Here is a 25233-nt window from a genome sequence, read left to right on the forward strand (position 1 = left end):
GGGTGAGGGGCCGCATCCGTTCAGCAGCGGGAATCCGCTACCAGAGCAGCACCGGGAAGGCGTTGCTCGTGGAGCCCTTCACCGTGTCGGAGCCGGCGTAGACCGACTTCAGCACGTGCAGGCCTGCCTTCAGCTTCGGCAGGGTGACCGTCTTCTTGCCCTTGTCACCGGCGGTGAGCGTGATGGTCGTGAGCAGCTTCTTGCCGTCGTAGACCAACACGTCCCCGGTGACGACGGTGCCCTTCGGAGCCGACACCACCACCGTGTACTTCAGCGCCGAATTGTGGCTGCCGAGGATGGTGTTGGCGTAGGCGAAGGTCGAGCTCTTCACCGCGGGCACAGGTGCCGTGATGGTGATCGGCACGGCGATCGACGTTCCCGTCGAGGGCACGGCGATCGTGAGCTGCTGCGCACCGGAGAGGCCGGCCGGAATCGTGAAGGTCACGGATGCGCGGCCCACCTCATCCGTCGTGTCGACGATCGTCGGGTCGATGGCCGAGGATCCGACCACGGTTCCGCCGATCGAGAGCTCGACCGTCGAGGCTGCAGGCTCGCCGGCGCTGAACGCGAGCGACGAGAGGTCGGCCGTGACCGACTCCCCCGCTGCGTACGCGGCACCGTTGGCAGGGGCCGTGAGCTTCACACCGACTGCGCGCTGGGCGAGGTCGGGCGAGACGGGCGAGTTGGCGGCCATGTAGTCGACCATCGACTCGAGGTCGACCTTGCCGGAGTCGGCCTTCTGCGTTCCCTCGGCCAGGGTGAAGAAGTTGTCTCCGCCCGAGGCCAGGAACGAGTTGACGACGACGCGGATGCTGTCATCGGCCGCGACCGGCTCACCGTTCAGCAGCACGTTCGTGATGTGCGATCCGACCGCGGCCGTCGGGTCCTCGGTGTAGGTGAGGCTCTTCGACACACCGAGCTTGAGGAACGGTCGCGCGGCCGTGGCGGGCTGCCACTGCTGCTCGAGCACCTCCTTGAGCTGCGCACCCGTGAGGGTGAGCGTCACCAGGGTGTTGGCGAAGGGCTGGACGACAGCGGCCTCCTTGTAGGTGAGGTTGCCGTCGGGGTCGGCCGGCCCTGTCGACGCGTACTTCATGTCGGCGCGCAGGCCACCCGGGTTCATGAGGGCGACCTGGATGTCGGCGGCGTCGCGCTGGGCGCTCCACAGCTGCACATCGGCGACGAAGTTGCCGAGGGTCGACTCCCCACCGCGGTTCTCCGCACCGGCCGTCTGCTTGGCCCGGTTGAAGTCTGCGGTGATGTCGCCCAGCTTCACGGCACCGAGCACGGCGGCCTTGGCCACGGCGTCGGCGACGATCGGCGCGACGGCGGGGTCATCGGCGTAGTTCGGCGTGTACGTGGTGACGGTGCCGTTGACGACCTTGGTCTTGACGTCGTAGGTGTTGTTCACCATCGACAGCAGTTCCTTGGTCTGCGGGTTCACCTCGATGTCCATGATGCTGAACTTCTCGCCGTACTGGCCCGAGGAGATGACGGGTCGACCGTCGATCACGTGGTTGTAGGCGAGGTGGGTGTGACCCGACACGATCGCGTCGACGTCGGAGTCGACGCCCGTCACGATCTTGCCGAATGCCGACGTCGGGTCGGTGGCGGAGGCGACATCGGGCGTGGCGGCACCCTCGTGAACGAGCAGCACGACGACGTCGGCCTCACCGTTCGCGGGGTCGCCGTCGCGCAGCTCGTCGGCGACGGCGTTGACGGATTCCGTCACGTCGCGCACGTCGATCTGGGCGATGCCGGCCGGGCTGACGAGCGAGGACAGCTCGTTCGTCACGGCTCCGACGAAGCCGATGGTCACGCCGTCGAACTCCTCGGTGTAGTACGCGGGGAGCGCGTGCTCGTCCGTGCCCTTCTTGTAGATGTTCGCTCCGAGGTACTCCCACTTCGCCCGCGGGATGATGCGGTCGGTGAGGTCGGCGAAGCCCTTGTCGAACTCGTGGTTGCCCACAGCGCTCACGTCGAGACCGGCCGCGTTCAGCGCGTCGATCGTGGGGTTGTCCTGCTGGATGAACGAGGTGAAGGTCGAGGCACCGACCATGTCACCGGCGGCCGCGAAGACGGTGTTCGGGTTCTCGGCCCGCACCTGCTTCACTGCTGTCGACAGCGCGGCGATGCCGCCGGCGGCCGAACCCGACTCGTTCTCGATACGACCGTGGAAGTCGTTGACCGTCACGAGGTCGATCGAGACCGGGGCGACCTCGCTCGAGACGCCGACGACGATGGGGTCGTGGTCGCTCGAGCGCCAGGGCGTTCCAGCCTCGGTGGCGGCGAACGCGTAGCCGCGGTCGCTCCACTCGGGCGAGTTGATGTTCCACACACCGACGCCGGTGACGGTCGAGGCCACCGAGGGGCTGGCGAGAACGTGGTCGAGGCTGCCGAGCTCGCCGTTGAACGAGTAGGTGTACTGGCCTGCGGCATCCGTCGGTACCAGGTCGGTCCAGCCGGCGTCGGTGAAGACGTCGATCGGGTCCTCCTGGGCGTAGGCGTTGAAGTCGCCGATGAGGAAGATGTCGCCGCTGCCCGAGCTCTGCTTCAGGGTGTCGGTGAAGGCGAGGGTGGCCTGCGCCTGCTTGACGCGATCCTCGTTGAACCAGCCCTGGCCGTCGGCCGGCTCTCCGGTCGAACCGGAGGGAGCCGACTTGGACTTCAGGTGGTTGGCGACGACGGTGATGGTCTTGCCTTCGAAGCTGAACGTCTGCGCGATCGGCTCGCGGGCGTTGCCCCAGACGCTCTCATCGATCGGAACGGTCTGGCTGGCACCCTCGGGGGTGACGGCAGCGGCCTTGTAGATGATCGCCGTCGTGATGAAGTCGGTGACATCGGCCGTGAGGGCGTCGGGGGTGGGAACGAAGCTCCACACCTCGCTGCCCGCCGCCTCGTTGAGGGCGTCGACCAGGTTGCCGAGGGCCTCGTCCTTCGGGTCCCCGAGCTTGATCGAGTTCTCGATCTCCTCGAGCGAGACGATGTCGGCGTCGAGGCCGTTGATGGCCGCCACGATCTTCGACTGCTGGATCGCGAACTGCTCGGCCGTGGCCGCGCCGCGTGCACTCGAGTTCTCGCTCGTGAGCGTCGTGAAGTAGTTGAAGACGTTGAACGACGCGAGGCGGACATCGCCGCCGACGGCGGGCGCAGCCTCGGGGCGCGGGTTCGTCGCCTCGAACGTGGGCTTGGCCTCGGCCGGGCTCGCGTCGGTGATCGGAACCGCGGGCTGCAGGCGCCAGTCGTCGAAGCCGTAGCTCAGCACGTAGGGCTGGGCCGGGAAGTCGACGACGTCGCCGTTCCGCACGACGGTGTCGGTCGTGTAGTACGGCTGCCCGCCGATGTGGGCGGCGTTGGACACCTGGATGCTGTAGCCGTCGTCGAGCAGGAGACGGTTGGCCTTGTTGGCCGCGGCGATGGCTGCGGCATCCGGACCCGACTGCTTCTGCTCGGTGGCCGCCACGAGGGGAGCTTCACCGGCGGACAGCCAGAGGGTGCCGAAGTTGTAGAGCTGGTGGCTCGAGGCGACCTTGTAGGTGCCCGTCGGCTCGACCAGCATGCCCTCGAGGTTCTCGCGGTCGGCGCCGAGCACGGTGTCGGGGAGCGGCGTGGCTGCGGGAACGCCGACTGCCGGCGTCACCACGGTGACGGCTCCGGCGACGGATGCCGTGAGCTGGGTGAGTCCGTTGAACTCGCGCACGGTTCCCGTGGCCTGCACCAGGTCGCCGATGGCGAGGGTCGGCTTCTGGTTGCCGAGGTAGACGAACAGGCCCTCGGATGCACCGGGGATGTCCCCGCCGCCGCTGCCGGCCGTCTGGATGTAGATGCCGTTGTAGCCGCCCGTGCGCTCGTCTGCTGTGACGACGCCCTGCACGACGTAGCTGTTTCCGTCATCGGCGAACGGGCTGGCCGCTCCGGTGCCCTGGACGGCGGCGATGGTGCTGTCGACCGTCGCCGCGAAGGCCGGGGTCGCGCCGAAGGAGGCGAACCCGAGGGTGGCGACGGTGACGGCGGCGAGCGCCGACAGCCTGCGGCGATTCGTTCGGACTGGCTGGACTTCTGGCGGCGTGTTCTCCGCTGCCTCTGCGCTGGAGCGCTGGATCGTGGACACGGACTTCCCTTCGGATGAAACGGATGTGGTGCACAGGACTGCTCTCGGGGCGCGGGTTCGGCCGCAGTGCCGAGAAACTGGTGACCCCTCCCGGATGTACCCCGACTCGGGGCGCACTCGTTCAGGGGTCATCCGCAGACTATGGTCTGCCCGTGACACTGCCAAGAGTCGTGAGGGAAATGTCATCTGCTCTTAAGTTGGTCGCCACAGCGCCGCGCGCGAATGCAGCCCGGCGGCCGTGAGCACGTGGCGACCCCTGCCGCGCCCTAGGCTGGTCGCCTATGGTGACCGTGATCCTCGGCGTGTCTGGCGCGCTCATCTTCGGCGCCGCCGACTTCCTCGGAGGTCTCGCGGCCAAGCGCATGAGCGCCCTGCTCACCACGGCCGTCGCGGCTCTCACCGGACTCGTGCTGCTCGTGATCCTGCTGCCGTTCCTGGGGGGCGTCTGGTCGTCGGATGCCGTTCTCTGGGGTGCCCTCTCGGGAATCACCGGCGCCATCGCCATCTCGCTGCTGTACGCCTGCCTCGCCATCGGACCGATGAGCATCCTGTCGCCCCTGACCGCCGTCGTCTCGGCGATCGTGCCCCTGACGGTCGCCCTCGCCGGAGGCGAGACCCTCGCGGCCCTCGGCTACTGGGCGATCGGCCTCGCCCTCATCGCGGTGGTGATGGTCGGCTTCGTGCCCGAGAAGGGCGCCGTGCGGCCCTCGCTCAAGGGCATCCTGATGGCGGTCGGATCCGGTGCCGCCATCGGGGCGTTCCTGGTGCTCATCGACCTCAGTCCCGACGACAGCGGGCTCGTGCCCCTCGTGCTGAATCGCGCGGTCAATGCGGGGATCATGTTCGGCGTCGTCGGCATCCTCTTCGTGATCGGACTGCGCCGCCGCCGCCATCACTCACGCCACGAGGCCGCGAGCCTGACCGGCATGGGAACCGATGCCGACGGCCACGACGCGATGCCGGTACCCGCCTCCGTAGCGGCATCGGACGGTCGGACCATGCTGCGCACCGGCATCACGCTCGCCGTGGCGTGCGGCGTGATCGACGCCGTCGCGAACACCCTGCTGCTGCTCGGCATCCGTGTGGGCGACCTCAGCGTGATGAGCGTGCTGACGGCCCTCTATCCCGCAGGCACGATCCTGCTGGCCGCGATCGTGCTGCGCGAGCGCATCGCCCCGGTGCAGTGGATCGGGTTGGCACTGGCGCTCACCGCCGCCGGGATGCTGGCGCTGGCCTGAGTCCGCGCGGCTCGCGCTACTTCCCGGACTTCGGCGCCCTGCGCGGGCGCTTGCCCTCGGTCGACGTCGGGGAGAAGATCACGCCGAATGCGATGCCGATCCCGATGCCGATGAGGGCCCCGGCCACGACGCTGTCGAGCGAGTAGCCGATGGCCACGCCGAGCACTCCGCCGATCACGAGGCCGAGCGGCCAGGCGACCAGTGCGCTCATGTGCTTGCGTCCAGCGCGGCCGGGCAGGCGCGGCTCGGGGGTGTTCTCAGCCATGCAGACAATCTACCCGCGGCTTCCGGATGCAGCGGACCACCGTGAGCGGGGCTGCGACTGGACGGCATCCGGCCGCTCGCCGGTCAGGGACCGGGCGGTCGGATCGTCGGACGGAACACCTGCGTCGGCTGTCCCCCGCTGAGAAGTTCGACGATGAACTCCAGCAGGCGGAACGGAAGCAGCGCGAGCAGTTGCACGATGAGGAGCGGAGCGATGACGGCGCTGCCGTAGGACAGCACCACCATCATGAGCCAGTCCCGACCCCACAGGAACGACGCGGCGAGGGGAGCCAGGAGCAGCAGGAGCCAGATCGGATCCGTCGTGATCGCCAGCACGATGCCCAGCACGATGCCCGTCGCGATGGCCACGAGCGAGAACAGCACCTGCACGAGGAGCACCAGGCCGAGCGGGAGGGCGTGCCGCAGGTAGCGCTCCGCCGACACCCAGCCCCACATGAGCCAGGCGCGCAGCAGCGGCACACGCTGCTCGCGGAGGCCCACCAGGAAGACGCGGTCGTCCTCCCGGCGCTGCTCGAGGGCGGCGTGCGGATCGCCGCCGTCACCGATCAGGGCGGCGACCTCCGAGCGGTGGTCGTGCACGATGGCCGGAGCCGACTGGCGGCCGTAGGAGGCGATGAAGCTCCAGAGGAAGTGGGGCACCGACGCGAGGTCGGTGCTGTTCTGCCGGGTCGGATGGGAGTCGGGCACGTGAGCCGGCGCCCAGACGACGGTGTCGCCGCCCGGCTCCCTGTAACCGATGGCGCGACGCAGCTGGAGCAGGTAGCCGTCTGGCGGCACCTGGCCGAGTTCGATGGAGGCGAGTGGCTCGCCGTCCTCGGTGATGAACGGCATCCGTTCCCCCTTCGACGCGGTGTGAGTCCATCCTGCCGCGTGCCGGCGTCACTGATGCGCTCCGGCCGCGGACTTCGCCCGGCCTCAGCGAGCGGGAGGGGCGAGGTGGCGCCGGGCATGCGGAAGGGCCCCGCGCGCTCGCGGGGCCCTTCCTGCCATCCGCACAAGAGGTCGTCGGGTCGACCACAGATGACGTTCGCGTCCTGCGCAGTCTTCTCTCCACGCAGAACGGCATGGGGTACGGCGCCGACGCCCGATCGGTTTGGAATTCCTCGAGATTCCCGGCAAACGTCTACGGTTCGCCCCGCCAGCTCACTCGGGGATGGGGACGGCGCTCCCTCTCACCGTGATGCCACCCGACACCGGGACGTCGACGGTGAGCACACTCGGGCGGCCGACGTGGCGACCCTGGTGCACGATCACGCGCGCCGGCGGCTCGATGAGGCCGAGCTCCCGCAGGTAGCCGCCGAGGGAGGCCGCCGCGGATCCCGTCGCGGGATCCTCGGTGATGCGGCCGACCGGGAAGATGTTGCGCGCCTCGAACTCGGCGGGGCCGACCGCTCGCAGCATGGTGATGGTGCCGGCCCAGCCCTCGACGTCCATGAGGGAGCGTGCGACGACGGGCGAGAAGGTGAAGGAGTCGAAGACGTCGGCATCGGCGACGACGACGATCGGATGCCGGTTGCCTGCGAAGGCGACGCGCGGCGGGTAGCGATCGTCGAGCTGCGTCTCGCTGAGCGAGGTCATGGCGAGGATCTGGCTGAGCGCTGCGGCGTCGAGTGGCTCGACGGCCGGGTCGACGCTGGTGAAGGCGGCGCTGATGCCGACCGGCGCGGAGGCGCCGGCATCGGGGCCGGCATCCGGTGCTCCGGCATCAGTCACGATCGGGATCTCACCGACCGGGGTGCGGAACCGGATCTCGCCGACACCATCGCGCTCGGCGATCGCGACGGCGGTCGCGATGGTGGCGTGGCCGCAGAACGGCACCTCGGCGATCGGGCTGAAGTACCGGATCACGTGGATGCCGTCCTCGGCACCCGTCACGAACGCGGTCTCGGCGTAGTCGATCTCGGCGGCGATGCGCTGCATCTCCTCGTCGGTCATCCCGCCGGCGTCGAGCACGACGCCGGCGGGATTGCCGCCGCGGGGGTCGGTGGTGAAGGCTGCGTAGCGGAGGATCTGCGGAGAGTCGGTCACAGAACCATCCTCGCGCTATTCGACCTCGTACTCCTCGCCGAACCGCCCGCGGTACTCGACCGGGATGAGCGGCTTCTCGGCACGCACCCGCAGCTCCTGCACGGCCCAGCTGTTGCCGTCGGGGTCGCTGAAGCCGAAGAACGTGCCGCCGTCGCGCTCGTCGAAGACCGTCAGCTCGCTCGCGTCGACGCCGCGGCCGATGAGCTCCTCGCGCGCCGTGGCGGCATCCGAGACCACCAGCTGCAGACCCTTGAGCGAGCCCGGCTCCATCTGGTTCTGCGACGGCAGGGTGCCGATCACGATCGAGCAGCCGGAGCCGCGCGGAGTGAACTGCACGATGCGCGCCTCACCCATGTCGGTGTCGTGATCGAGGTCGAAGCCGACCCTGTCGCGGTAGAACTCGATCGATCGCTCGATGTCCTTGACGGGCACGATGACGACTTCGAGGGTCCAGTCCATGATGTTCATCCTTTCGTTGGCTGGAAAGCGAGGAAGTCCGGTCAGGATCAGGCCCGCGGAGGCCGGCAGACCCACCGAGGAGGAAGAACTTCCTCGCTTTCCAGAAGGTCAGCCGAGCAGATCCTCGAGGCGCTCGTAGCCCTCGCGCATGCCGGTCTCCATGCCCGAGGCGACCATGCCGTCGCGGGCCTCCTGGGTGGGGTAGACCGAGTGACCCTCGAGGCGCGTGCGACCGTTGCCGAGGTCGATGAAGCGCATCGAGTCGAGCGCCACGACGTCGGGGTAGCCCTCGAACTCGAAGGTCTGCACGGCGAACTCGTTCTCGCGCACGACGTGGAAGACGCCGTTGAAGCCGTACTTCTCGTCGCCGCGGCCGTGCACGTAGCGGTAGCGGCCTCCGGTGCGGAAGTCGTACTCCTCGATCTCCATCTCGAGATCGCGCGGACCGAGCCACTGCGCGACGAGGGCCGGGTCGCGGTGGGCGTTGAAGACGGCCTCCACGGGGTAGTCGAACTCGCGCACGAAGTCGACGTACTGCACGCCTTCCGGCGCGGTGACGGTGAGTGCATTGGTGGTGGTGCTCATTGTTCCTTCTCCTTGATGGTGTCGACGGATGGCGGTGCTGCTGCATCCGATGCGCCCATCGCGCCGAGCACCGCGTCGAGACTGCGGAACTGCTGCTCGTGGATGAGCCTGTACCGGTCGATCCAGCTGGTCATGCGTTCGAGCTCGACGGCGTTCAGGTGCACGGGGCGGCGCTGGGCATCACGCGTTCGCGTGACCAGCCCCGCCTGCTCCAGCACCTGGATGTGCTTCGAGACCGCCTGCTTGGAGATCTCGAACGGCTCCGCGAGTTCGTTGACCGTGGCCGAGCCTCGGCTGAGGCGGGCGATGATCCGGCGACGGATGGGGTCGGCCAGGGCCATGAATGCCCGGTCGAGCCGTTCCTCCGACTTCGGATCCACGATCATTATCAACCTTCTGCTTGATCAACCACTTGATTGATTAAAGAATACGGCGGAGATGCGGGGTTGTCAACGGTCGCGATCGATACCAGTGGGACCGTGACAGGGTCCTACTCGTCGATGGTGCGCACGACGCGCGCGGGAGAACCGACGGCGATCGTCCTGGCCGGGATGTTCTTGGTCACGACAGAGCCTGCGCCGATGACCGAGTCTTCGCCGATGGTGACGCCAGGGAGAACCGTGACGTTGGCTCCCAGCCAGACATTTCGCTCGATGACCACAGCAGAGGGGATGAGGTCGGCGCGACGGCCGGGATGGATGTCGTGCTGGAGGGTGGCGATGACGACGTTGTGCCCGATCAGGCAGTCGTCGCCGATCGCGATGCCGCCCTGATCTTGGAATCGGCAGCCGGAGTTGATGAAGACGCGCTTGCCGAGGGAGATGTTCCTCCCGAAGTCAGCGGTGAACGGCGGGAACAACGTCACTGTTTCATCGACGGGTGTTCCGATCAGCCGCCCGAGGATCTCCCGCACTTCACTCGGCTCGTGGTATCCCGTGTTGAGCTCCCCCGCGATGCGGAGTGCCGTCTGGCTGGTCTCGTGCATGACCGCATGGCCAGGCGAACCACCCGTGACGCTCTCACCGGCGTCGAGGAGTGCGAGAAGTTCGGTGAGAGTCATGCTGACCTCCGAGTGGGTGGAGATGGGAGCCCGCCGGTCGCAATCATTCTGACGGCCCGATGGGCGCGGGAACGCTCCCCGTTCAGATATCGTCCCACCAGCCCGACTGATCATGCGCAGTGAGCTTCAGCTGAGATCGTCGACCAGCATCTCCGCGACGGCCGCCATGCCTGCCGCATTCGGGTGGAACGGTGCTCCACCCCGCAGCGACAGGTGGAACTGCCGGGTCCACGGGGTCGGCGACCACGCGTGGTGTTCTCTCGACCGGGCACCCGCTTCGAGGAACGTCCCTCCGTGCGTCGAGGTGGCGGACGCGAAAGTCGCACTGAGGCGGCTGGCGACGCCCCTGCCCCAGCTCACCAGATCGCCGCCGGGATGCGAGCGCAGAACGTCGAGCCTCCTGTCATCGGGTGTGTTCGGCGGGAGGATCGTCAGGTAGTCCACCAGGACGACCTGCGCGTCGGGCGCTCGATCCTGAACCGCGCGGATGAGCGTCGTGAGACTGGATTCCAAGACCCGGAACCGCTCGTCGGTCGATGCGGGATCGGTGAAGTCAGTCACTCGACGGCGGAATGTCGGAATGGACCGCAACGGCCTGGGGAAGCTGGCGAGAGTCAGTGCTGGGACGTAGCCGATGTCGTTTCCGCCCGCGGTGACGGTCACCAGGCGAGTGGCGGGCCCGAGAGCATGGATCTGAGGAGGACGACCGGCCGTTCCCTCCAGGACGTCTCCGATCGTCGCACCCGAGTAGGTCACATCCTTCAGCGTCAGCCTCAACCTCCCCGCAGCGATGTGGGCGTAGTTGCTGTCGGATCGGCCTGACGCACGCGGAGCTCCAGCGGTACGAGGCGACAGACCAGGGCCGGCCGCGAATGAGCTTCCCAGAGCGACGTATTCGCTGCCGTGCTCGACCGGCATCTCACTGCTACTTCGCGATGAAGTCGAGGATGTCGCGATCGAGTTCCCTCTGGTACTCGCCGTAGATGCCGTGCGGTCGCCCCGGGTACACCTTGAGGGTCCCGTTCTTCAGGAGCGTGATCGCCTTCTTCGACGCCGCGTCGACCGGGACGATCTGGTCGTCGTCACCGTGGGCGAGGAACACCGGCACGTCGATCGCCTTCAGGTCGTCGGTCAAGTCGGTCTCGGAGAATGCGGCGATGCAGTCAAATGCCGCGGCGACGTTCATCTGCATGCCCTGCCGCCAGAAGTCGTCGATCTGACCCGCGGATACGAGGGATCCCTCACGGTTGGCTCCGAAGAACGGATGCGCAAGGTCTCTGTAGTACTGCGACCTGTCGGAGAGCACTCCGTTCCTGATGGCGTCGAAGACCTCGATCGGCGCACCCTCCGGATTGGCATCGGTCTTGAGCATCAAGGGGGGAATCGCGCCAGCCGTGATCAGTTTCGCGACGCGGTCCTTGCCATACCGGGCGGCGTAGCGCACGACTTCTCCACCTCCCGTCGAGTGACCGACGAGCACGACATCGCGCAGGTCGAGGGCTTCGACGAGGTCGTTGAGGTCGGCCGCGTAGTGGTCCATGTCGTTGCCGGTGTACGTCTTGCTCGATCGCCCATGCCCACGGCGATCGTGAGCGATCGCCCGGTAGCCGGCATCGGCGAAGATCTTGAGTTCGAGGGCCCAGGCATCGGAGTTGAGGGGCCAGCCGTGGCTCAGGAGAATCGGCTGCCCGCTCCCCTGCTCGGTGTAGTAGATCTCAACCCCGTCAGAGGTGGTGATGTATGGCATCGTCTTCTCGCTTTCAGATCGGTTCGTCGCGTACGGAGGGTCAGTCGGCCAGGAAGGTCAGGGTGTCCCGAGCGGCCCGGGCGGCGTGCTGGAAGATCGACCCGTGCGAGGCATCCGGATAGATGCGCAGTGTCGCGTTCGGGATCAGGCCGGCGAGGAGGTAGCTGGCCTTCGTGGGGATCATGATGTCGTCGTCGCCCTGCAGGACGAGGACGGGCTGACGCAGGTCGGCCAGGCGGGCAAGCGCGTCCCAGTCGCGAACACCCCAGGCCAGCACGGCCTCGTACTGGGCGTTCTTCGTCTCCAACGACGGCTGCTCGTCCCGGCCCGCCTGCCATCCGTAGATCCGCCCGAGCGATTCCTGGCCGGCCTGCTGGCTGGAATCGGTGTGGGCATAGAAGACGTAGAGCACACCGGCGGGGCCGGTGGCGTCGGCGACGACGGCGTCCTCGACGTCCTTGCTCCACCGCCCCATGCCGGGGGCGCCCTTCGGACCGGTGCCGGCCAGGATGATTCGCCGCACGAGGCCGGGCTGGGAGAGGGCGATCTCCTGCGACACGAAGCCGCCGAGCGAGAAGCCGAAGAGGTCGACCTCGGTCAGGCCGAGCGCCGTGATGAAGGCAACGGCGTCGTCGGCCATCTGCTCGACCGTGCTGGGCGTGGTCCCGTCGGTGCCCCCGACGCCGGTGTTGTCGAACAGGATCACGTCGCGTTCGGCAGCGATCTGATCGACGAGTCTCGGGTCCCAATTGTCGATGTTGCCACGGAAGTGTTGCAGGAACACCAGCGGGACGCCGGTGCCGGTGCCGAAGCGGCGGTAGGCGTAGGTCACTCCGTTCGTCGCCTCGACAGAAGCCACTGGAGTGTCGACGAGTCCGGGTGTCGAGCTTGTGATCATTGCCGTGCCTTTCCTTGCGTGATTCATTGCTTGCTCGGTGGTGGGGCGTTCGTGACTGCGCCGTGCCGGGAGGTCAGGCCCGGAGCGCTCCGATCTCCGCACGGGCGGCCGCCACGATCTCGTCGTTCGTGTGCGCGTGCCCCCAGAGCCCCCAGCCGCCGGGGGTTGCCTCCGTCAGGAGAACCCACGTGCGTTCGGACAGGCCGGGGTCGCCGGCTGCCGCGGAGACGATCTCGGTCAGCTGGGATACCACCGCCATCTGCTTGTCACGATCGAGCGCGCCCGCATTGGTGAGCACCTGCACCCGAACGTGGTCGGTGTCGCCATCGACGTTGCAGAGAGCCCCCTCGGGGAGCTCATGGACGAACGCAGCGGTGTTCTTCCGGAACATCGGGATGTCGGGCACCTCCTCGATCGCCTTCACGGCTGTCGCCAGGTCGAGTGCGAGCTGGCGCCTGTCAGCGAAGGTGCCCGCGGTGGCGTAGACGTCGATCATCGGCACGATTTTTCTCCCTTGTCTCTGCACCCAGCTTGACTATGTAAGTCTGCATAGTCAAGAGAATTATGATATTTCGCATATTATTGATCCCACTGGCTGGCGAATCGACAAGGAGGCACTGTGGCGAAGGACACGCGACAGCAGATGATCGATGGCACCGTCCATCTCCTCGCCAGAGGGGGTATGCAGCAGACCTCGTTCGCGACGGTGCTCGAGTACACGAACGCGCCACGGGGGTCGGTCTACCACCACTTCCCGGATGGAAAGAACCAGCTCGTATCCGAGGCGGTCGCCTTGTCGGGCGCTCGATCGATCGCGATGATCCGGGCATGGCGTGGCGAGCGTGCAGATGTGATCGCCGAGCGTTTTCTCTCCGCCTGGCGGATGCTCCTCACAGGCACGAACTTCAGCACAGGATGCGCGGTCGTTGCGGTGACGACGTCGACGGACTCCTCAGAGGTGTTGAACGAGACGGCGACAGTCTTCCGCACGTGGCGCGAAGAGCTGGCTCTGCTCATGACCGAAGGCGGATTGCCCGAACGGCACGCTCCGGGCGTTGCGGCCCTGCTCATCGCGGCGGCGGAAGGTGCCGTGGTGATGTGCAGGGCGGAGCAGCGGATCGAACCTCTCGATGACGTCACCAGGGAAGTGTTGGCTCGGATCGCGGACCTGATCGACAACCCCTGATGATCGGCTACCCCGTTATGTCGCACTGAGTGCCAGCCAGGTCGATGCGCGCCGAAAGACCGGCAGGATGGACTCATGCGCATCGTGGTGACTGGTGGATCGGGCAAGCTCGGACGAACGGTGGTGCGCGAGCTCGCGGCATCCGGTCACGAGGTGGTCAATCTCGACCAGAACGGCGAGCGCGGGCCGGGGTTCCTGCGGGTCGACCTGAGCGACTTCGGTGCCGTGATCGATGCGATCGCCGGCCTCGCCGAGCAGCCGGACGGCCACGAGGATCGCGGCAACGTCGACGCCCTCGTTCACCTGGCCGCAGTACCGGCGCCCGGGATCGTGAGCGACGTGAGCACCTTCTCCAACAACATGATCGGCACCTTCAACGTGTTCTGGGCGGCGAAGCGACTCGGCATCCGGCGCATCGTCTACGCCTCGAGCGAGACCGTGCTCGGTCTGCCGTTCGATGTGCCGCCGCCCTACATCCCCGTCGACGAGGAGTACCCGGCGCGACCCGAGAGCGTCTACTCGCTGGTGAAGCACCTCGAGGAGCAGCTGGCGATCGAGCTCGTGCGCTGGGACCCCGAGCTGTCGATCACGGCGCTGCGCTTCTCGAACGTGATGGACCCGGAGGACTACGCGGCGTTCCCGTCATTCGACTCGGACGCGAACGCACGCAAGTGGAACCTGTGGGGCTACATCGACGGCCGCGACGGCGCTCAGGCCATCGAGCGTGCGTTGACGACGGCAGGGCCGGGGTTCGACCGCTTCATCATCGCGGCCGCCGACACCGTGATGAGTCGGCCCAACGCCGAGCTCGTCGCCGAGGTGTTCCCCGAGGTGCCGCTGCACCGCGAGCTCGGCGAGAACGACACCCTGCTCTCGATCGCGAAGGCGCGGCGGGTGCTGGGCTTCGAGCCGGAGCACTCGTGGCGGGATCACGCCTGACGCTTCGACCGCGGGCTTAGCACCTGGCCTCAGCGAGCGTGTGCGGGCGCGACCGTGTGCAGCGCGTCGAGCATCGGCGCGAGTTCGGGCTGCTCAGCGGCATCGGCGAGCACGCGCTCGAGCGCCTCGTCGTGGATGGGCTGCGCCCGCTCGTAGAGGGCCCGCCCCGCAGCCGTGAGCTCCGTGTAGATGCCGCGCCTGTCGTCGGCGCACAGGATGCGGGTGAGCAGCGCGCGCTCTTCGAGCCGCGTCACGAGGCGGGTCGTGGCGCTGGCGCTCAACGCCGCGGCTCGGGCGAGCTGCTGCATCCGCATGTGCCAACCGTCCTGGCGATTCAGGGCGTCGAGCACCGTGTACTCCACCACCGAGAGCCCGACGGATGCCGCCAGCGCGCGTTCCAGCTCGGCCTCGATGAGCCCGTGCAGAGCGGCCAGCGTGCGCCAGCCCTGCGCTCGCACCTCGACTGCGTCGTCGGCGATGCCCATGGCGGTCCTCGATCCTCTCGTCGCGTTCGCTGAGCCGCCGGAACGGCCTCACGAAAAGTAGTTGCTTGCGCGTTGTATTTGCATGTGCAACTATTTATACACCGCGTCTGCAACTACCACCGTACGCGCATCATCCCCGAACCCCACCCCAGCACTGGAGAAATCAGCATGCCCGCAGGTTTGATCGCGCTCGCCATCGGCGGATTCGGCATCGGACTCACCGAGTTCGTCATCATGGGCCTCCTCCCCGAGGTCGCCGCGAGCTTCGACGTCACCGAGGCCGCAGCCGGCTGGCTCATCTCGGGCTACGCGCTGGCCGTGGTCGTCGGCGCCCTCGGAATCACCGCCGCGACCATCAGGCTCCCCCGCAAGCCCGTGCTCATGGCGCTGCTGGTGCTCTTCATCGCGGGCAACGCACTCTCGGCCCTCGCGCCCACGTACGGCGTCATGATGAGCGGCCGTGTCATCGCCGCCCTCTGCCACGGCGCCTTCTTCGGCATCGGCGCGGTGGTGGCCGCGAGCCTCGTGCCGGCGAACCGCAAGGCCGGGGCCGTCGCGATCATGTTCACCGGCCTCACCGCCGCGAACGTGCTCGGCGTTCCGTTCGGCACCTTCCTCGGCCAGCAGTTCGGCTGGCGCTCCACCTTCTGGGTGATCGCCGCCATCGGAGTCGTCGCCCTCGTGGGCATCTGGCGGCTCGTGCCGGCAGCGCCCGCGGTGACGGATGCCGCAGGCGAGGCATCCGTCGGCCCGGTGTCCTCCCCAGCGGCACCCAGCCTTCGCACCGAGCTCGGGGCGTTCCGCTCGGGCCAGGTCTGGCTCTCGCTCACGGTCACCGTGCTCGGCTTCGGCGGCATGTTCGGCGCCTTCACCTACATCGCCTACACCCTCACCGAGGTGAGCGGCTTCGCCTCGGGCGCGGTTCCGTGGCTCCTCGTGCTGTTCGGCGGCGGCCTCGTCGTCGGCAACTGGCTGGGCGGACGCCTCGCCGACAGGTCGATCGACGGGACCCTGCTCGGCTTCCTCGGGGCGCTCACCGTCGTGCTCGTGCTGTTCGCGCTGCTGGCCTCGAGCCCCGTCGCGACGGGCGTGCTGCTCTTCCTCATGGGCGGCTTCGGCTTCGGCACCGTGCCCGGCCTGCAGACCCGCATCATGGGCTACGCCGACGGCGCACCGACCCTGGCCTCGAGCGCCAACATCGCGGCCTTCAACCTCGGCAACGCTCTGGGCGCGTTCGTGGGCGGGCTGGCCATCACGGCCGGTCTCGGCTACACCTCGCCGCTCTGGGTCGGCGCCGTCATCACCGCGGCCGCCGTCGTCGTGATGGCCTTCGCCGCCGTCGATGCCCGGCGAACGACGCGCAGAATGGATGGGGTGCGCGCGTCCGCCGCGACGCCGACCCGGCCCACTCACGCTGTCGCCTGAGCTTCAGCGCCGCGCACCGCACGCACCACGCATCACCACGCATCACCCCGCCGCATCCGGCGCAACGAAAGGACATCTCCATGAGCGACATCCTCATGATCGTCACCGGGGCCACGAGCCTCACCCTCAGCGATGGCACCGAGCACCCCACGGGCTTCTGGGCCGAGGAACTCGTCGTCGCCCACCGCGAGCTGCGTGCCGCCGGCCACGCCATCACCATCGCCACGCCGGGCGGCGTCACCCCCACCGTCGACGCGGGAAGCATCTCGGAGGCCGGTGCCGGCGGAGCCGAGAAGGCGGCCGAGCTGCGCGGCTACCTCGACGAGATCGCACCCGAGCTCGCGGCATCCGTGCCCCTCGACACGATCGACGTGTCGGCATTCGACGCCGTCGTGCTGCCCGGTGGACACGGACCGATGACCGACCTGGCATTCGACGCGACGACGGGGCGGCTGCTCACCGAGGCGAACGCCGCCGGAACGATCATCGCTCCGTTCTGCCACGGTCCCGCTGCGCTGCTGTCAGCTGTGGGTGCCGACGGTGACTTCGCCTTCGCCGGACGTCGCCTCACCGTGTTCACCGATCACGAGGAGCTCACCGGCGGAACCGGCGAGAAGACGCCCTGGTTCGTCGAGACCCGCCTGCGCGAGGCCGGCGCCGTCGTCGAGACCGGCGCCGACTGGTCGAGCCACGTCGTGGTCGACGGCAACCTGATCAGCGGGCAGAACCCGCAGTCGAGTGGCGCCGTGGCGGCTGCGGTGATCGAGGCGCTCTCGGCTCGGGCGTGAGGGTGATCTCGATACGTGTCCTCGCTGCGCTTGGGCACTACTCGATCAGCGGGATGACAGCGAGCGGGAGTGTGATCAGTCGAAGAGCTCGCTGAGCCAGCTCTCGCGCTTCTTCTTGCGGTAGTAGCCCTGGTCGCCGGACTGCTGGCGTCCTCGATCGTCGTAGCGCCGATCGTCGCGGCCGCGCTGGTCGTAGCCCTGCTGGTCGTAGCCCTGCTGACCGTAGGTCTGCGCGGGCTGCTCGCCCCAGCTCGGCTGCGACTGTGCGACCGCCGGGGCCGCAGGCACTGACGGCGACCTGTAGTCCTGGGCCGCCCGAAGCTCGGCGCCCGCGCGTTCGAGGATCTTGTCGAGCTCGCCGCGATCGAGCCACACGCCGCGGCAGGTGGGGCAGTAGTCGATCTCGACGCCACTGCGCTCGCTCATCACGAGCACGGACTGGTCATTCGGGCACTGCATCGAACGTTCTCCTTCGTTGGGGTCTCCTCGACCCTAGGAACGAATTCTGAGCAGATCCCGGATGCCGCCCGCCGCCGGGATCGCGGGCGACGAGGCGCGCAGGTGAAATATGAGTCAATCCTCAGCAGTCGAGGGGCTGCGTGTGCCATGATTCCGCCACGGTCCAGTGCGGTGCCGCAGGCTCGAGGGGAGTGGTCGATGACGACATTCGGGGTGGAAGAGGAGTTCATGTTCCTCGATCCGGAGACCCTACGGCCCGTCGACGTGGGCACCCACGTGCACGAGGCGATGGCGGCGGAGGCCGAGTGGGCGCCGATCGTCAACCACGAGTACCTCGCCTCGCAGGTGGAGCACACCTCGGCCGTGTTCACCACGCTGACCGAGGCATCCGCAGCCCTCGATCGTTTTCGCCGGGAGGTCGCCGACAGGGCGAGCAACCTCGACGTGATCGCGGCGAGCGTCGGGATGCCCTTCCAGGCCCCCCTCTACCCGACCATCACCGAGGACGACCGCTACGAGCGCGTGGTGAGCGACTACCGCCAGATCATCGCCGACCACCAGATCAACGGCCTGCACATGCACGTGGGCATCGCCGACCGCGATGCCGGGGTGCGCGCACTCAATCGGGTGCGGTTGTGGATGCCGCTGCTGCAGGCCATGTGCGGCAACTCCCCGTTCTGGCGCGGCGTCGACACCGGCTTCGAGAGCTGGCGCGGCATCGTCGTGCGCCGCTGGGCCATATCGGGCTGCCCGCCGGCCTTCGTCGACGCGGCGGACTACGAGCGGCGACTGCGCAACGTCGTGGGCGTCGGCGGCACCTTCGACACCGGCATGGTGATGTGGAACGTGCGACTCTCGGAGCACGTGCCCACCCTCGAGGTGCGCGTGTGCGACGCGCAGCTCACGACCGACGACACGCTGCTGCTGGTCGCCGTGGTGCGCGGCCTCGTGACGACGGCGCTCGCCGAGGCCGCCGATGCCACGCCGAACGTCGCTCCGGAGCTGCTCGACAACGCGCTCTGGCAGTCGGCGCGCGACGGCCTGCGCGGTCGCCAGCTCGACCCGATCTCCGGCTCGATGATCGAGGCCCGCGCCGCGCTCGACGTGCTGCAGGCCTACATCGCCGATCAGCTCGAGGCCGAGGGCGACCGCGAGTTCGTCGCCGCCGGCATCGCCCGTCTGCTGCACGACGGGACGGGCGCGCACCGCCAGCGCGCGGCGGTGCATGCCGGCGGCCTCCCCGGGCTGGCGCGGCTGCTGCGCGAGAGCGTCACTGCTCCGGTGTGACTCGCACGATCACGAGGGAGTGAGCTCCGAGGGTCGGCGGCGCGGCCGCTCCGACCTCGGCGGCCGCGCCATCCGTCTCGGGGGAAGCGAGGAGCACCGTGCTCGGCGGCACCTCGATCGGCGCCCGGGTGTCGGCGAAGTTCACCGCGACGATCACGTCTCCTCGTCGCATGGTGAGTACGGATGCGCCTCCGTCGGCGACATCCACCTGGGGAAGGTCGGAGCTCCGCAGCGCCGGCTCCGAGCGCCGCAGCACAGCGAGCTCCCGATAGTACGCGAGCATCCGCGCGTGACGCCCGTGCTGGAGCTCGCTCCAGTCGAGCACCGAGCGCTCCAGCGTCTCGGGGTGCTGGGGGTCGGGCACGACGTCGCGGTCCCAGCCCATGCGCGCGAACTCCGAGATGCGGCCGTTCGCGACGGCGGCGGCGAGTTCGGGCTCGGGATGCGAGGTGAAGTACTGCCACGGCGTCGAGGCGGCCCACTCCTCCCCCATGAACAGCATCGGCGTGAACGGACCGAGCAGGGTCAGCGCCGCGGCTATGGCCAGCTGGCCGTCGTCGAGGGTGTCGGCGAGCCTGTCGCCGATCGCCCGGTTGCCGATCTGGTCGTGGTTCTGGTCGCTCACGACGAGTCGCCACGATGGTGTGCGATCGAAGTCGAGCGGATGCCCGTGGTTCCGCTCGCGGAACGACGAGTAGGTGCCGTCGTGGAAGAACCCGCGGGTCAGCACCTTCTGCAGAACCGCGAGGCCGGCGAAGTCCGCGTAGTAGCCGGTGACCTCGCCCGTGAGTGCCACGTGCAGGGCATGGTGGAAGTCGTCGCTCCACTGCGCCGTGAGGCCGTATCCGTCGGGTCGCGGCTCGATCATGACGGGGTCGTTGAGGTCCGACTCCGCGATGAGGTGCAGCGGGCGTCCGAGTTCGGCGGCGAGGGCATCCGTCGTCTCCGCGATCTCGGCGAGGATGTGCGTCGGACCGGTGTCGTGCAGCGCGTGCACGGCGTCGAGACGCAGCCCGTCGACACCGTAGTCGCGCAGCCAGAGCCGCGTGTTGTCGAGGATGTAGCGACGCACTTCTGCGGCATCGGCTCCATCGAGGTTCAGCGCGCTGCCCCACGGGCCGTCCTGCTCGTGGAGGTAGGGACCGAAGCGCGGCAGCACGTTGCCGCTCGGGCCGAGGTGGTTGTAGACGACGTCCTGGATGACGCCGAGCCCGGCCGCGTGGGCGGCGTCGACGAAGCGGCGATAGGCCGCCGGTCCGCCGTACGGCTCGTGCACGGCGAACCAGAGCACGCCGTCGTAGCCCCATCCGTGCTCGCCGTTGAAGGCGTTGACCGGCAGCAGCTCGATGAAGTCGACGCCGATCGAGCGCAGATGATCGACGTGCTGGGCGGCGGCATCGAGCGTGCCCTCGGGTGTGAAGGTGCCGAGGTGCAGCTCGTAGATGACGGAGCCCTCGAGGGGGAGTCCGCGCCAGCCGCCGGGTGCGCCGCCCACGCTCGTCTCGGCTGCGGCTGCGCCGGTGCTCAGCGCGGCCAGGTCGAGCGTGCGCGACAGACCGTGCACGCCGTGCGGCTGCCACAGCGAACGCGGATCCGCCAGCGGCCCGTCGCCGTCGACGACGAAGCCGTAGTCGAGGCCCGCCGCGACATCGAACGGATGCCGCCACCAGCCGTCGGCGTCAGGAGTCAGCGGCAGGTCCTCGCCGTCGAGGCGCAGCACCACCTCGCGGGCAGCGGGCGCCCAGACCCCCAGCCTCATCGGGCGCGCCGAGCGTCGTCGGGCTGCGCGTCGTGGGAGAGCTGCGCCGCCAGGGGCGCGAGCAGCGCGACGGGGTAGTCGGCCAGCAGCTCGGAGACGAGCACCTCACCGCTCCACTCCCTCCCGGTGATCACGTCGACGAGGGAGGCATCCGGCAGCCTGACGACAGTGTCACCCCAGCCACCGCCGCCGGCGAGGCCCAGCGAGAGCCGGGTGACGACAGTGATGGCACCACCGCGGTCGAAAGCGACGACGTGATCGGCGGCAGCGCCGTAGGCGGGCACGCCGAGGTACCGAGTGAACAGCTCGGGGTGGTCTCGGCGCAGGCGCAGCGCTCGCGAGGTCACGAGCAGCTTGGCGGCGCCGGAGTCGTCGACCGGCGGCAGCCAGCCGCCGTCGAGACGCGCCAGCTGCTCGCGGCGCACGGACATGTCGACGGGGCGGCGGTTGTCGGGGTCGACCAGTGAGAGCTCCCACAGCTCGCTGCCCTGGTAGACGTCGGGAACGCCCGGAGCCGTCAGCTGCACGAGCTTGGCCCCGAGACCGTTCGCGAAGCCGGCTCCGGTCACGGCGTCGGCGGCACGCTGCACGATGGCTGCGACCTCGGCGTCATCGAAGACGGCGTCGACGGCGTCGTGCATCCGCGCCTCGAAGGCGGTATCCGGGGCCGTCCAGGTCGTCGACGTTCCGGCCTCGCGGGCCGCCTTCTCGGCGTAGGCGTGCAGGCGCTCGCGCGACGCGGGCCAGGCGCCGACGACGGCCTGCCAGAGCAGGTTCTCGAAGGCGACGTCGCCGAGCGGCCGTCTCTCGTGCAGGGCGGCGAGGGTCGTGGTCCAGCCGTCGGTCCACTCCGACAGCACCGAGATGCGCGCGCGCACGTCCTCCCCGCGCTTGGTGTCGTGCGTCGAGAGCGTGGTGAGCGAGAGCGGATAGCCGGCCTGACGCGCGGCCTGGTGGTCGTGGAACCCGGCCGGATCGACGGCGAACTCGCTGGGGTCGGCGCCCACCTCGGTGAGCGAGGTCAGGCGGGTGTAGCGGTAGAACGCCGTGTCCTCGACGCCCTTCGCCATGACCATTCCCGAGGTCTGCTGGAAGCGGACGGCTGCCGGATGCCGCGGGTCGGCCAGGACGGCCGAGACGGCGTCGACGGCCGCGGCGAGGTCGGGCCGGCGGCGGTGCGCCTCGACCCGGGACTCCTCGAGGTGCCCGGCACCGAAGGGCAGGTAAGAGCGGTACACCGGGAAGCAGGCGAGCAGCTCGCCGAGCGCATCCGCTCGGGTGTCGAGGTCGAAGCCGGCGTCCTCGAGCTCGGGCAGCGACCGCGCGAGCCGCAGCACCTCGGCGTGCAGGATGCCGTCGGCGATGGCGCGCTTGGTGCCGTGGATGAGATCGGGCCAGGCCGGCCCGGTGGTGGCGGATGCCGGCTCGATCGCCCCGGCGGCCTGCTCGAGCGCCTCGCGTCCGGTCGGGTCGACGAAGAGCCGGTCGACCTGGGCGAGGGCGTCGTAGCCGGTCGTGCCGACGGTCGCCCACTCGGGCGGCATGGCCTCGTCGCCCTCGAGGATCTTCTCGATCCAGACCGGGGCGCCGCCGGTGAGACGGGCGAGGTCGGCGAGGTAGCGCCCGGGATCGGCGAGGCCGTCGGGATGGTCGACGCGCAGGCCGTCGGCGAGGCCGTCGCGCACCCAGCGGCCGATCTCCTCGTGCGACTGCTCGAACACCCACGGAACCTCGACCCTGATGGCGGCGAGGGTGTTGACGGCGAAGAAGCGTCGGTAGTTGAGCTCGGCGTCGGCCCGGCGCCAGTCGACGAGCGCGTAGTGCTGGCGCTCGAGGACGGCGCGGATACGGCCGGGGGCTCCGTCGGCGCCACCCTCGACCTGGCCCTCGATGGCCAGCCCGTCGAGGCTGCCCGGGGCGAGCGGGAACCGGTGGTCGTAATAGGCCAGCTCTGCGGAATCCGTGTCGATGGTCATCGCCGCGAACTCGGAGTCGTCGTCGCTGCCGAGCACCGGCAGCACCAGCTTCCCCTCGCCCGCGTCCCAGTCGACGTCGAAGGCCTCGGCGTAGCGCGACTCCCGCCCGTGGGTCAGCACGTCCCACCACCACGCGTTCGCCGACGGTGTCGCCACTCCCACGTGGTTGGGCACGATGTCGATGAGCACGCCGAGCCCCTGCTCCCGGGCAGCGGCGGCGAGACGATCCAGAGCCGCATCGCCACCGCGAGCCGGGTCGACGAGGGCGTGGTCGGTGACGTCGTAGCCGTGGTCGGAGCCGTCCTCCGCCGCGAGCAGCGGTGAGAGGTAGATCCAGTCGGCGCCGAGGGCACGCACGTAGTCGACGACGGATGCGGCATCGTCGAGGGTGAACCCCGGCGTGATCTGCAGCCTGTAGGTGGACCGCGGGAGACGCCTCTGCTGCGGCATCCGTTCGCCCGACGTCGAATCCGATTCGTGCATGCGCTCCCCCTGCTGTGACCACGGCTGGCGTGACGACGCCGGTGGCTCCACCGGCGTCATCTCAGGGTGTCACGAGTTCACCGCTGGGCGTCCCCCCTTGCGTGGATGGCCTCGATGATCTCCAGCACGCGCACGGCGTCGGCGGGGTCGACGGGAACGGGGGCATCGCGCAGGAGGGTGTCGGCCAGTGCACGGTAGAAGCCGGCGTAGTCGCCGCGATCGGTGGGCTCGCGGAGGATCGAGCCCTCGAGGCCGAGCTCGCCCCAGCCGTTCTCGGGCTTCTCGCCGAATCCGGCATCCGTCGGCGAACCGCCGCCCTTGAGTGCGGCCTCCTGGGGGTCGAGGCCCCACGTCGTGTACCCGGCGTCGGAGCCGAGCACGTGGAAGCGGGGTCCGAACTGGGGAGCGAGCGAACTCATCCAGAGGTGCGAGATGGTGCCCGAGGCGTGGGTGAGGGCGACGAAGGCGTCGTCATCGGCTCCGGCGCCCTCCCTCAGGGTGCGCACCTCGGCGTAGACGTCGACGACGGGGCCGAACAACGTGAGCGCCTGGTCGATGAGGTGCGTGCCCAGGTCGTAGAGGATCCCCCCACCGGATGCCGCAGCCGTGCTCGACTTCCAGGTGGCGGGCGGCGCGGGCTTCCACCACTCGAATCGGGACTCGAAGCGACGGACCTCGCCGAGTTCGCCCGCGTCGATGAGGCGGCGGAGCGTGAGGAAGTCGCCGTCCCAGCGGCGGTTCTGGAACACCGTGAGGGTGCCGGCGGATGCCGCAGCCGAGGCGATGAGCGCACGCCCTTCGGCCGCTGTGACGGCGAACGGCTTGTCGACGACGACCGAGAGCCCTGCGGCGAGCGCGGCCTCGGCGAGCGGAGCGTGCGTCTCGGGCGGTGAGCCGATGACCACGAGGTCGAGGTCGGCTGCGCGGGCGATCACGTCGTCAGGGCTGTCGACGATGGTCGCGTCGGGATAGAGGCGCTCGGCCTCGGCCCGCCGTTCGGCGTTGGAGGTCACGATGACATCGAGCGAGAACTCGTCGTTCGCGGCCAGGAACGGGGCGTGGAACACCCGCCCCGAGGTGCCGAAGCCGATGACGGCGGTGCGGATGGGCTGGGACGAGGTCATGATGCTCCTGTTCGCTGCCGCTTGGTGCGTGCGGCACCTTCATGGATACCACGGCGGGTGAGGCATCCGTTCTTCAGCCAGTGTCGCGACGTCAGCGCAGCTGCACCAACTCGCGCACGTCGTCGTGGGGCAGCTCGTCGACGACCGCGCTCACCCAGATCTCCTCGAGGGTGACGGCTCCGCGGTAGGTGCTGAGGAACGCCGTGTCGGCGGCGTCGCGTCCGGTGGCGATGCGCACGAGCGACTGGCGAGGGGCCAGCGCCGTGGCGTCGACGACGTGCCAGGCGCCGTCGACGTAGGCCTCGGCCACGGCGTGGAAGTCCATCGGGTCGAGGCCGGGGGCGTAGACGGCCACGAGCCTGGCCGGGATGTCGAGCGCGCGGAGGAACGCGATCACCAGGTGCGCGTAGTCGCGGCAGACACCCTGGCGGGCGAGCAGGGTGCGCTCGGCACCGTCGGTGGGCAGGCTCGAGCCGGGCACGTAGGCGAGGTGGCTGCCGACCCAGGAGCTGACCGCGTCGAGCGCATCGACGCCGCTGAGGCCGCCGAACTGGGCCACGGCGGTGGGGCCGAGCGAGTCCGACTCGCAGTACCGGCTCGGACGCAGGTAGGTGAGCAGCGAGCGCTCCGTCACGGCGAGGGGCTCGGCCTGTCCTGTCACCGTGACCGCGTAATCGAGGGTGAGTTCGCCGGGTCCGGCCTCGAGGGCGTGGATGCGGGTTCCATGGCCGCTGATCACCTCACGGGCTTCGACGGGGGAACCGTCGAGCTTCAGCTCCAGGGTCTCGGTGCGTTCGTTGCCCTCGGCGGCGGCCACGATGAACGCGAGGTGGGCCGGGTCGAGGATCTGGAGGCGGAGGTGGGCGTTGGCCTTGCGCTGCATCTGAGGTCTCCTGTTACGACGGGGGACG

Annotated in this window: 24 protein-coding genes; 6 read left to right on the top strand and 18 right to left on the bottom strand. The window is 69.0% G+C overall.

Features of this window, described 5'->3' with window-relative positions; genetic code table 11:
* Positions 1 to 37: 37 nt before the first annotated feature.
* Complete coding sequence (locus E4M00_RS03540; protein ID WP_240036811.1) at positions 38 to 4111, bottom strand: ExeM/NucH family extracellular endonuclease; 4074 nt, start codon at positions 4109 to 4111, stop codon at positions 38 to 40.
* A 281-nt stretch (positions 4112 to 4392) separates the two neighbouring features.
* Here E4M00_RS03540 and E4M00_RS03545 point away from each other — a divergent pair, with 281 nt between their 5' ends.
* Entirely contained in the window at positions 4393 to 5349 is a 957-nt protein-coding gene (locus E4M00_RS03545; RefSeq protein WP_135119088.1) for an EamA family transporter, read from the top strand.
* A 16-nt stretch (positions 5350 to 5365) separates the two neighbouring features.
* Here the strand turns inward: E4M00_RS03545 and E4M00_RS03550 are convergent, their stop codons facing one another.
* From E4M00_RS03550 to E4M00_RS03600, 11 genes are all read right to left on the bottom strand, one after another.
* Positions 5366 to 5614, bottom strand: coding sequence for a hypothetical protein (locus E4M00_RS03550; RefSeq protein WP_204772958.1), 249 nt, complete (start codon positions 5612 to 5614; stop codon positions 5366 to 5368).
* An 83-nt stretch (positions 5615 to 5697) separates the two neighbouring features.
* On the bottom strand, positions 5698 to 6465 hold the full coding sequence (locus E4M00_RS03555) for a DUF1353 domain-containing protein (protein ID WP_135119089.1): 768 nt from the start codon (positions 6463 to 6465) through the stop codon (positions 5698 to 5700).
* A gap of 312 nt (positions 6466 to 6777) precedes the next feature.
* A complete protein-coding gene (locus E4M00_RS03560) occupies positions 6778 to 7662 on the bottom strand; it encodes a PhzF family phenazine biosynthesis protein (protein ID WP_135119090.1) in 885 nt (294 codons plus the stop codon).
* Between the two features lie 15 nt (positions 7663 to 7677).
* The gene (locus E4M00_RS03565) at positions 7678 to 8121 is read right to left on the bottom strand and encodes a VOC family protein (RefSeq protein ID WP_135119091.1); all 444 of its coding nucleotides are present in this window, start codon (positions 8119 to 8121) and stop codon (positions 7678 to 7680) included.
* A gap of 108 nt (positions 8122 to 8229) precedes the next feature.
* Entirely contained in the window at positions 8230 to 8706 is a 477-nt protein-coding gene (locus tag E4M00_RS03570) for an SRPBCC family protein (protein ID WP_135119092.1), read from the bottom strand.
* Complete coding sequence (locus E4M00_RS03575) at positions 8703 to 9092, bottom strand: ArsR/SmtB family transcription factor (protein ID WP_135119093.1); 390 nt, start codon at positions 9090 to 9092, stop codon at positions 8703 to 8705. Before E4M00_RS03575 ends, E4M00_RS03570 begins: the two co-directional genes overlap by 4 nt.
* A 104-nt stretch (positions 9093 to 9196) precedes the next feature.
* Positions 9197 to 9766 carry a sugar O-acetyltransferase gene (locus tag E4M00_RS03580; protein WP_135119094.1) on the bottom strand — a complete coding sequence of 190 codons (570 nt, stop codon included), beginning with the start codon at positions 9764 to 9766 and terminating at the stop codon, positions 9197 to 9199.
* Between the two features lie 126 nt (positions 9767 to 9892).
* Positions 9893 to 10684 (bottom strand): SGNH/GDSL hydrolase family protein, encoded by a 792-nt coding sequence (locus tag E4M00_RS03585; protein WP_135119095.1) that lies wholly within the window; start codon positions 10682 to 10684, stop codon positions 9893 to 9895.
* 7 nt (positions 10685 to 10691) lie between these two features.
* Positions 10692 to 11513: an alpha/beta fold hydrolase gene (locus tag E4M00_RS03590; RefSeq protein WP_135119096.1), complete on the bottom strand. Its 822-nt coding sequence runs from the start codon at positions 11511 to 11513 to the stop codon at positions 10692 to 10694.
* Positions 11514 to 11553: 40 nt separating this feature from the next.
* A complete protein-coding gene (locus E4M00_RS03595; RefSeq protein WP_135119097.1) occupies positions 11554 to 12411 on the bottom strand; it encodes an alpha/beta fold hydrolase in 858 nt (285 codons plus the stop codon).
* Between the two features lie 73 nt (positions 12412 to 12484).
* Complete coding sequence (locus E4M00_RS03600; RefSeq protein WP_135119098.1) at positions 12485 to 12907, bottom strand: tautomerase family protein; 423 nt, start codon at positions 12905 to 12907, stop codon at positions 12485 to 12487.
* Between the two features lie 123 nt (positions 12908 to 13030).
* On the opposite strand from E4M00_RS03600, the gene E4M00_RS03605 reads away from it, so the two are divergent.
* Complete coding sequence (locus E4M00_RS03605; RefSeq protein ID WP_135119099.1) at positions 13031 to 13597, top strand: TetR/AcrR family transcriptional regulator; 567 nt, start codon at positions 13031 to 13033, stop codon at positions 13595 to 13597.
* 75 nt (positions 13598 to 13672) lie between these two features.
* On the top strand, positions 13673 to 14536 hold the full coding sequence (locus E4M00_RS03610; RefSeq protein ID WP_135119100.1) for an NAD-dependent epimerase/dehydratase family protein: 864 nt from the start codon (positions 13673 to 13675) through the stop codon (positions 14534 to 14536).
* Positions 14537 to 14565: 29 nt separating this feature from the next.
* Here E4M00_RS03610 and E4M00_RS03615 read toward each other — a convergent pair whose 3' ends face one another.
* Complete coding sequence (locus E4M00_RS03615; RefSeq protein ID WP_135119101.1) at positions 14566 to 15021, bottom strand: MarR family winged helix-turn-helix transcriptional regulator; 456 nt, start codon at positions 15019 to 15021, stop codon at positions 14566 to 14568.
* Between the two features lie 168 nt (positions 15022 to 15189).
* Here E4M00_RS03615 and E4M00_RS03620 point away from each other — a divergent pair, with 168 nt between their 5' ends.
* Entirely contained in the window at positions 15190 to 16446 is a 1257-nt protein-coding gene (locus E4M00_RS03620) for an MFS transporter (RefSeq protein WP_135119102.1), read from the top strand.
* An 80-nt stretch (positions 16447 to 16526) separates the two neighbouring features.
* Entirely contained in the window at positions 16527 to 17234 is a 708-nt protein-coding gene (locus E4M00_RS03625; RefSeq protein ID WP_135119103.1) for a type 1 glutamine amidotransferase domain-containing protein, read from the top strand.
* A 75-nt stretch (positions 17235 to 17309) separates the two neighbouring features.
* On the opposite strand, the gene E4M00_RS03630 is transcribed toward E4M00_RS03625, so the two are convergent.
* Entirely contained in the window at positions 17310 to 17693 is a 384-nt protein-coding gene (locus tag E4M00_RS03630) for a TFIIB-type zinc ribbon-containing protein (RefSeq protein WP_135119104.1), read from the bottom strand.
* Positions 17694 to 17891: 198 nt separating this feature from the next.
* Between E4M00_RS03630 and E4M00_RS03635 the strand changes: the two genes are divergently transcribed.
* A complete protein-coding gene (locus E4M00_RS03635) occupies positions 17892 to 18980 on the top strand; it encodes a carboxylate-amine ligase (RefSeq protein ID WP_167756812.1) in 1089 nt (362 codons plus the stop codon).
* Here E4M00_RS03635 and treZ read toward each other — a convergent pair.
* From treZ to E4M00_RS03655, 4 genes are all read right to left on the bottom strand, one after another.
* Positions 18964 to 20739, bottom strand: a complete 1776-nt coding sequence (treZ, locus tag E4M00_RS03640; RefSeq protein ID WP_135119106.1) for a malto-oligosyltrehalose trehalohydrolase — start codon at positions 20737 to 20739, stop codon at positions 18964 to 18966. The genes E4M00_RS03635 and treZ overlap by 17 nt on opposite strands.
* Positions 20736 to 23198: a malto-oligosyltrehalose synthase gene (gene treY, locus E4M00_RS03645; RefSeq protein WP_240036813.1), complete on the bottom strand. Its 2463-nt coding sequence runs from the start codon at positions 23196 to 23198 to the stop codon at positions 20736 to 20738. The genes treZ and treY overlap by 4 nt, the downstream gene beginning before the upstream one ends.
* Positions 23199 to 23275: 77 nt before the next feature.
* Positions 23276 to 24322: a Gfo/Idh/MocA family protein gene (locus E4M00_RS03650; RefSeq protein WP_135119107.1), complete on the bottom strand. Its 1047-nt coding sequence runs from the start codon at positions 24320 to 24322 to the stop codon at positions 23276 to 23278.
* 91 nt (positions 24323 to 24413) lie between these two features.
* Entirely contained in the window at positions 24414 to 25205 is a 792-nt protein-coding gene (locus tag E4M00_RS03655) for a transglutaminase-like domain-containing protein (RefSeq protein WP_135119108.1), read from the bottom strand.
* Positions 25206 to 25233: the final 28 nt, after the last annotated feature.

The organism is Orlajensenia leifsoniae (assembly GCF_004570845.1).
Lineage (GTDB): Bacteria > Actinomycetota > Actinomycetes > Actinomycetales > Microbacteriaceae > Orlajensenia > Orlajensenia leifsoniae.